Source organism: Actinosynnema sp., assembly GCF_052038725.1.
Genome location: NZ_JBQGCX010000072.1, coordinates 1 through 7,349, shown reverse-complemented (window position 1 = coordinate 7,349; position 7,349 = coordinate 1). Strand labels below are relative to the sequence as shown.

Sequence of the window (7,349 nt, the reverse complement as noted above, 5' to 3'; positions counted from 1 at the left end):
TGCCCTACTACATGTTCGTCGAGCGCGACACCGGTCCCCGCGAGTACTTCAAGGTGCCGCTGGCCCGCGCGGTCGACATCTTCCAGGGCGCCTACCGGACGCTGCCGGGCCTGGCGCGCACGGTGCGCGGCCCGAGCATGTCCGCCACGCCAGGCAAGGTGCTGGTCGACGGGATCGAGGACGCGCCGGACGGCAAGCACTTCCGGTTGCGGATGGTGCAGGCGCGCGTCCCCGAGCTGGTGGGCCGCCCGTTCCGGGCCCGGTTCTCGGAGACCGCGTCGTGGCTGAACGAGCTGGAGATCGACCCGTCGACGCCCGCCGACCTGCTGGCCGCCGTGACCAGCGCGGTCCCGAAGGCCGCGCCGCAGACCGCGGCGCTCGGCTGAGCGCCCCCTTCTCCGCGCTCGGCCGGGCGCCGCACCCCGGCGCCCGCACTCCCCCCGCGTTCCCCACTCCCCCACGACGAAAGGGCTCGGTGTGGCCGTCCGGAAGATCTCGCCCAACCTGGCGCTGGACCACCTGGTCTCGCTGCGCCAGGCCGCCGGTGAGCCGATCGTGCACCTGGGGTTCGGCGAATCGCGCCTGCCCGTGTTCCCCGGACTGGTGGAGCGGCTCGCCGAGGGCGCGGACCGCAACTCCTACGGTCCGGTGCCCGGCGCGCCCGGCGTGCTGCGGGCGTTCGCGGGCTACTGCGCCCGGCGGTCGCTGCCGACCGAGCCCGACCAGGTGGTCGTCGCCCCCGGCAGCAAGGCGCTGCTGCTGGCGCTCCAGCTGGTCGTGCCCGGCGACGTGCTGCTGGCGCAGCCGTGCTGGGTGACGTACGCGCCGCAGGCGGTGCTGGCGGGCAAGCGGGTGTTCGGGGTGCCGGTGCCCGCCGAGTGCGGCGGCGTGCCGGACCCGGACGCGCTGCGCGAGCGGGTGCGGCAGGCCCGCGCCGAGGGCGGCGACCCGCGCATCGTCATCCTGACCTCGCCGGACAACCCGACCGGCACCACCGCCCCGGCGGACCTGGTGCGGCGGATCTGCGCCGTCGCCGAGGAGGAGGACCTCCTGCTGGTGTCCGACGAGATCTACCGGGACGTCATCCACGACCCGGACTTCGAGTACCTCAGCCCCGCCGAGGTGTCGCCCTCGCGCACCGTCGTCATCACCGGGCTGAGCAAGAGCCTGGCGCTGGGCGGCTGGCGGATCGGCGCGGCCCGCTTCCCCGCCGACGAGGCCGGGCGGCGGATGCGCGCGGACGTGGCGTCGGTGGCCAGCGAGGTGTGGTCGACGCTGGCGGGCCCGATGCAGGCGGTCGCCGAGTACGCGTTCGACGAGCCCGCCGAGCTGGTGGCGCGGCGCGACGCGGACGCGCGGCTGCACGGCGCGGTGGCGCGGGCGGTGTGGCGGATCGCCGAGGAGGCGGGCGCGCTGACCCGGCCGCCCACGGGCGGGTTCTACGTGTACCCGGACTTCGAGCCGCTGCGCGAGCCGCTGGCCCGGCGCGGGGTCGTGGACGGGGAGACGCTGCAAGCGCACCTGCTCACCGAGTCCGGGGTGGCGGTGCTGGCGGGCGTGCACTTCGGCGACGACGCGCGGGCGCTGCGGTTCCGGGCGGCGACGAGCGTGCTGTACGGCGGCACCCGCGAGGAGCAGCACGCGGCGATGGCCGCGGCGGACCCGACGGCCGTGCCGCACGTGGCCGAGTCGCTGGCCGCGATCGAGCAGGCGTTCACCAAGCTGAGCGCGGGCTGAGCCGGTCCGGGATGAGGGAGTCTGGGATGAGCGTGCCGACCGCGATCGCGTTCCCCGGCATGGGGCCGGTGCAGTTCGCCGACGTCGCGAAGTTCATGCTGGTCAACCGGTTCGCGCGCGAGCTGGTGGGCGTGGCGGACGAGGTGCTGGGCGTCGACCTGTTCGCCGCGCTGCGCGAGAGCGGCTCGGACTACTCGGCGGCGGCGCAGGTGGGGTTCCTGGTGAACTGCCTGGCGCTGGCCCGGTGGGCCGAGCACGAGCACGGGTTCGCGCCGGAGCTGGTGACCGGGGCGAGCTTCGGCGGCAAGGCGGCGGCGGTGCACTCCGGGGCGCTCAGCGCCGAGGAGGGCATCTGGCTGACGGCCGAGCTGGTGCGGGTGGAGACCGAGTACTTCGCCGCCGAGCACGGCGACGTGGTGACGCTGTCGTTCGCCCGCACCCCGCAGGACGTGCTGGACGCGGCGCTGGCGGAGCTGGACGACTGGCACGAGCTGTCGTGCCGGGTGGACGTGGACTTCGCGATGGTCTCGCTCAAGCGCGACCGGGTGGGCTGGTTCTCCGACCGGCTGCGCGCGGCGGGCGGGCTGCCGCTGTACGAGATGGACCCGCCGCTGCACGTGAGCCTGTTCGGCGGGCTGCGGGACCGGATCGAGCGGGAGCTGCTGTCGCAGGTCACCTTCCGCGACCCGGCGGTGCCGGTGGTGGCCGACCAGGACGGGTCGGTGCGCACCACCGCCGAGGGCGTGCGGGCGGTGCTGCTCGACGGCGTGGTGCGGACGGTGCGGTGGCCGTCGGTGGTCGAGGCGCTGCGCGAGCGCGGCGTGGAGCGGCTGTGCGTGGCGGGGCAGGACTCGCTGTTCGGGCGGGTCGCGTGCACCAGGGACAACTTCGAGGTGCTGGCGGCGACGCCACGACTGGCCACGCGGCCGTACAAGCGGCCCGCGCTGGTGTGAGCCGGCTGCTGTGACCGGGCTGCTGTGACCGGGCTGGCCTGACCGGGCTGCCGTGACCGCGCGGTTCCGATCGCGCCAGAGGATTTGGGAGGACACATGGCCCTGCGCGAGACCGACCCCGTGCTGCACGCGCGCTTCCTGCGCGGGCTGGCCGCCAACCCGGACGGGGTGGCGCTGCGGCTGCCGGACGGGCGGGAGGTCGCCTACCGGGAGCTGCACGAGCTGGCCCTGTCCTGGGCCGGGGCGCTGTGGGCGGCGGGCAGCCCGCCGGTGGTGGGCGTGCTGGCGGACAAGACCCTGGAGTCGTACGCGGGCCTGCTCGCGGTGCTCTACTCCGGGGCGACCGCCGTGCCGCTGCACCCGGAGTTCCCGGCCTCCCGCACCCGCAGGATGCTCGACGCGGCCGGGGTGTCCGCGCTGCTGGTGGACGAGGCCGGGCTGACCGCGCTGGAGGCCCTGGGCCCCGAGTCGGCGATCCCGGCGTACGCGCCGCTGGCCGCGCACGTGGGGGACCACAAGTTCCTGCCCGACGCCGACCCGCTGGACGCGCCGGTCGACGTGCGCCCGGAGTCGACCGCCTACGTGCTGTTCACCTCGGGCTCGACCGGCCGCCCGAAGGGCGTGCCGACCACGCACGCGAGCGCCGACCACTACTTCACCGTGATCGAGGAGCGGTTCGACTTCACCTCGGCCGACCGGTTCTCCCAGTCGTTCGACCTGAACTTCGACTGCGCGGTGTTCGACCTGTTCTGCGCCTGGGGCGCGGGCGCGCAGCTGCACCCGATCCCCGGCGCGGCCTACCGGGACCTGCCCGCGTTCGTGGCCGAGCGGGGCCTGACGGTGTGGTTCTCCACCCCGTCGGCGATCACGCTGGTGCGCCGCCTCGGCGGGCTGGGCGCGGGGTCGATGCCGGGGCTGCGGTGGAGCCTGTTCGCGGGTGAGGCGCTGCGCCAGGCCGACGCGCAGGACTGGTTGGCGGCGGCGTCCGGGTCGGGGCTGGAGAACATCTACGGCCCCACCGAGCTGACCATCACCATCACCGGCTACCGCTGGGGCCCGGACTCGCCCTCCCTGTGCCTGAACGGGCTCACCCCGATCGGCGAGGTGCACGCGGGCCACGACTGGCTGCTGCTGGGCGAGGACGGCGAGCCGGACGGCGTGGAGGGCGAGCTGTGCGTGACCGGCGCGCAGCTCACCGCGGGCTACCTCGACCCGTCCGACGACGCGGGCCGGTTCCTGGAGCGCGGCGGGCGCCGCTGGTACCGCACCGGCGACCGGGTGCGCAGGCACCCGGACGGCACGCTGGTGTACCTGGGCAGGCTGGACTCGCAGGTGCAGCTGGCCGGGTGGCGGGTGGAGCTGGCCGAGGTGGAGCACGCGCTGCGCGGGTGCGACGGGGTGCTGGACGCGGTCGCGGTGACCCGGCAGGCCGGGGACGGGCTGGAGCTGGTGGTGTACTACACCGGGTCGCCCACGCCCGCGCGGCTGCTGTCGCGGGAGCTGCGGGACGTGCTGCCCAAGGGCATGGTGCCGCGCGACTACCGGCACGTGGCCGAGTTCCCGCTCAACTCCAACCGCAAGGTGGACCGGGGCGAGCTGGCCCGGATGGCCGCGAGCTGACGAAACCCTTGTCGCGCACCAGCTCCACACGGCGAAGGCCCCGACTCCCAGCGGAGTCGGGGCCTTCGCCGTTGCTCGTGGTCAGCGCTTGCCGCCCTTGGCGAGCAGCGCGGCCCGGTCGACCTTGCCGTTGGCGGTGGTGGGCAGCTCGTCGAGCACCTGGACCTTCTGCGGCACCATGTAGTCCGGCAGCGCCTCCATGCAGAACGCCTTGAGCTCCAGCTCCTCCAGCTCCGCGACGCCCGCCGACAGGGTCACGTACAGCACCAGCACCGGTTCCCGCTCGGCGAGGGGCAGCAGCACGGCGGTGGCCGCCGCGACGCCGGGGAAGTCGGTGGCGCGGCGCTCGATCTCGCCCAGCTCCACCCGGTTGCCCCGGATCTTGACCTGCGAGTCGGCGCGCCCGACGAAGTACAGCTCGCCGTCCTCGCCGAGGCGGCCGAGGTCGCCGGTGCGGAACACGACCTGGCCGGAGCGCGGGTTGAGCGGGTCGGGCACCAAGGCGCGGGCGGTGGCCTCGGGGTCGTCCCAGTAGGCGGTGAACAGGGCGCCGCTGCGCAGGTGGATGTGGCCGACCGCGCCGACCTCGAAGACCGCGCTGCCGTCCTCGTCGTCGATGAGGGTCATCTCGGCGCCGGGGTGGGCGTGCCCGATGGACAGCTCCTCCACGTCCGGGCCGAGCGGGTCGGGGACGTCGGTGAAGGAGGCGGCGACGGACTCGGAGCTGCCGAAGCAGTTGACGATCCGCAGGCCCGGCAGCACCTCGCGCAGGGTCCGCAGCTCGGGGAGCGGGAACTTCTCGCCGGAGTAGAGGATGCCCCTGATGCCGCGGCCCAGCTCGCCGAGCAGCTCGGTCTCGTGCTTGAGGACGGGGCGCCAGATCGACGGGACGCCGTCCACCTGGGTGGCGCGCGAGTCGTGCAGGAACTGCAGGAACCGGCGCGGCCAGCGCAGCAGGTCGCGCGGCACGGGGACGACGGACGCGCCGCTGCCGAGCGCGAGGCCGATGTCCAGCAGGGAGAAGTCGAACTGGAGCGGCGGGGTGGTGGCGACCCGGTCCTCGGCGGAGACGATGCCGTGGGCGAGCATCCCCCGGAAGAAGGCCAGGATCGCGCGGTGGCTCATCACGACGCCCTTGGGGCGGCCGGTGGTGCCCGAGGTGAAGATCATGTACGCCGGGTCGGCGGGGGTGATCTCCCTGCGGTGCCGGATCCGGGGCAGCGGCGCGCGGTCGACGGTGAGCCCGTCCGGGCCGAACCGGGCGAGCCCGACCGTCTCGGGGAGGCCCTCGCGGCGGCCGGTGTCGGACTGGAGGTGCAGGGCGGGCTCGACGGTGTCGACGATGGCGCGCAGGCGTTGCGCGGGGGTTTCCGGGCTGACCGGGATGTAGGTCAGGCCGAGGGTCGAGCACGCCAGGAGGGCGGTGATGGACCAGGGCGTGGTGTCGGACTCCAGGATGACCCGGTCGCCGACGTCCAGCCCCAGCTCGTCGAGCTGCGCGGCGAGCGCGGTGACCCGGCGCTCCAGCTGCCGGTAGGAGATCGTGCCGACCTCGCCGTTGGCGCACTCGACGACCGCGGGCGCCTCGGGGGTCAGCCGGGCTCCCGCGAGCAGGAATTCGTGCAGCGTCCCGACTGATTCCTGCGCGCGCGCGAACACTTCTCGGACCATGCTCCGGAACACCTCTCAACCACCGTCGAAGGCAAAGGGCGAAAAGACTCGCCACGACGCTATCAGCGCAGGTAGGAGAGCCAGCCCCGAGTCAAACCCCTAGCGGCCCCCTAACCGGTGGATTCACCCCCCGACCTGACGCGGAAATCATTCCGGAGGGGTTTTCCCGGTGCTAGCTTCGGGATGAGCCGGACCATTGACCCGTGAGGTGGAAGTCCATGTGGGACCAGCGTTTCGAGGAGATCCTGCGCAAGCACCTGCCGTTCGCCGAGCCGGGCGACGAGCTGGCCGAGGACGCGGACCTGCGCGACCTCGGCCTGGACTCGCTGGCGATGGTGGACCTGCTGGCGGACCTGGAGAAGGGCTTCGCGGTGCGCTTCCGCGACGACGCCCTGAAGGCCGAGACGTTCCGCACGCCGAGCACGCTGTGGGCGGCGCGGTCGGGGTTGCTGGAGCCGTCGGCCTGAGCGGGGGCGGCACGCCGCCGGGCTGAGCGCCCGACGCGGAAGGGGGAGGTCCCGGACGGGACCTCCCCCTTCGCCGTGCGTGCGGGGTGCGCATAACCTCGGGCCGGAACCGGATCACCGAGGAGAACGAGCACTTCGAATTCTTCGTCTTTCCCTACACCCGGACCGCGCTGACCCTGAGCCGCAACCGCACCGACAAACCTCTCGCCCCGCGGTCTTCGGCTGACCGGTTCCTCGGAGACGTCGTTCTCGAGAACGGCCTGGGTGACCTCGCCCTGAGATTGGCCGGCCGCTTCCGTTCCGGGATTCCGAAGATGGCGCGTTACTCGACCCATTTCATGTCTCAGTCCGAGCAGATCGACCTCTCCCACCGGGTCTTTGCCAACTATCGGACGATCCGCTTCAACGAGATGGAGTACGCGCTGCCGGCCGAGGCAGGACCCGAAGTTCTGGACAGGGTGCTGGCAATGATCGAAGGAGAGGGCTTCCCGCTGCCGATGCCGATCGAGTGCCGGATCTCGGCCGGGGATGACGCGCTGATCAGCCAGGCCCACGGCCGGCCGACCGTCTATATCGCGGTTCACCAGCACCGGACCATGGAGTACGAGCCCTACTTCCGGGAGATCGAAAAGATCTTCCGCGAAGTCGACGGCCGTCCACATTGGGGCAAGCTCCACTTCCGCACCGCCGCCGACCTCGCTCCAAGCTTCCCCGGCTGGGACGACTTTCAGTCTGTCCGGGATTCGCTGGACCCGCATCGGACTTTCAGCAACGCCTATGTGACAAAAGTACTCGGACCGTAGCGGACTCCAGGGTCCGTTTAGCTGTTACTATCCGGACCAATGAGTCCGCTTAGTAAGTCGTCCGCCAGTGCAGAGCACTCAGGAGATGCTCGGCCCCA

At 72.8% G+C, this 7,349-nt stretch carries 6 protein-coding genes and 1 pseudogene; 6 read left to right on the top strand and 1 reads right to left on the bottom strand.

Annotated elements, in window-relative coordinates:
* The 4 genes and pseudogenes from ACTUAL_RS01430 to ACTUAL_RS01415 all read left to right on the top strand — a co-directional run.
* Positions 1-386 (top strand): annotated as a pseudogene (locus ACTUAL_RS01430) (lysine 2,3-aminomutase); the annotation flags it as partial.
* 91 nt (positions 387-477) lie between these two features.
* Complete coding sequence (locus ACTUAL_RS01425; protein ID WP_440898988.1) at positions 478-1,737, top strand: pyridoxal phosphate-dependent aminotransferase; 1,260 nt, start codon at positions 478-480, stop codon at positions 1,735-1,737.
* A 26-nt stretch (positions 1,738-1,763) separates the two neighbouring features.
* Positions 1,764-2,690, top strand: a complete 927-nt coding sequence (locus ACTUAL_RS01420) for an ACP S-malonyltransferase (protein WP_096493118.1) — start codon at positions 1,764-1,766, stop codon at positions 2,688-2,690.
* Between the two features lie 96 nt (positions 2,691-2,786).
* On the top strand, positions 2,787-4,310 hold the full coding sequence (locus ACTUAL_RS01415) for an AMP-binding protein (protein WP_440898987.1): 1,524 nt from the start codon (positions 2,787-2,789) through the stop codon (positions 4,308-4,310).
* Between the two features lie 81 nt (positions 4,311-4,391).
* On the opposite strand, the gene ACTUAL_RS01410 is transcribed toward ACTUAL_RS01415, so the two are convergent.
* Entirely contained in the window at positions 4,392-5,981 is a 1,590-nt protein-coding gene (locus ACTUAL_RS01410; protein WP_096497767.1) for an AMP-binding protein, read from the bottom strand.
* Positions 5,982-6,199: 218 nt separating this feature from the next.
* On the opposite strand from ACTUAL_RS01410, the gene ACTUAL_RS01405 reads away from it, so the two are divergent.
* Both ACTUAL_RS01405 and ACTUAL_RS01400 read left to right on the top strand, forming a co-directional pair.
* Positions 6,200-6,448: a phosphopantetheine-binding protein gene (locus tag ACTUAL_RS01405; RefSeq protein WP_440898986.1), complete on the top strand. Its 249-nt coding sequence runs from the start codon at positions 6,200-6,202 to the stop codon at positions 6,446-6,448.
* Positions 6,449-6,534: 86 nt separating this feature from the next.
* Positions 6,535-7,251 (top strand): D-arabinono-1,4-lactone oxidase, encoded by a 717-nt coding sequence (locus ACTUAL_RS01400; RefSeq protein WP_440898985.1) that lies wholly within the window; start codon positions 6,535-6,537, stop codon positions 7,249-7,251.
* Positions 7,252-7,349 lie beyond the last annotated feature (98 nt).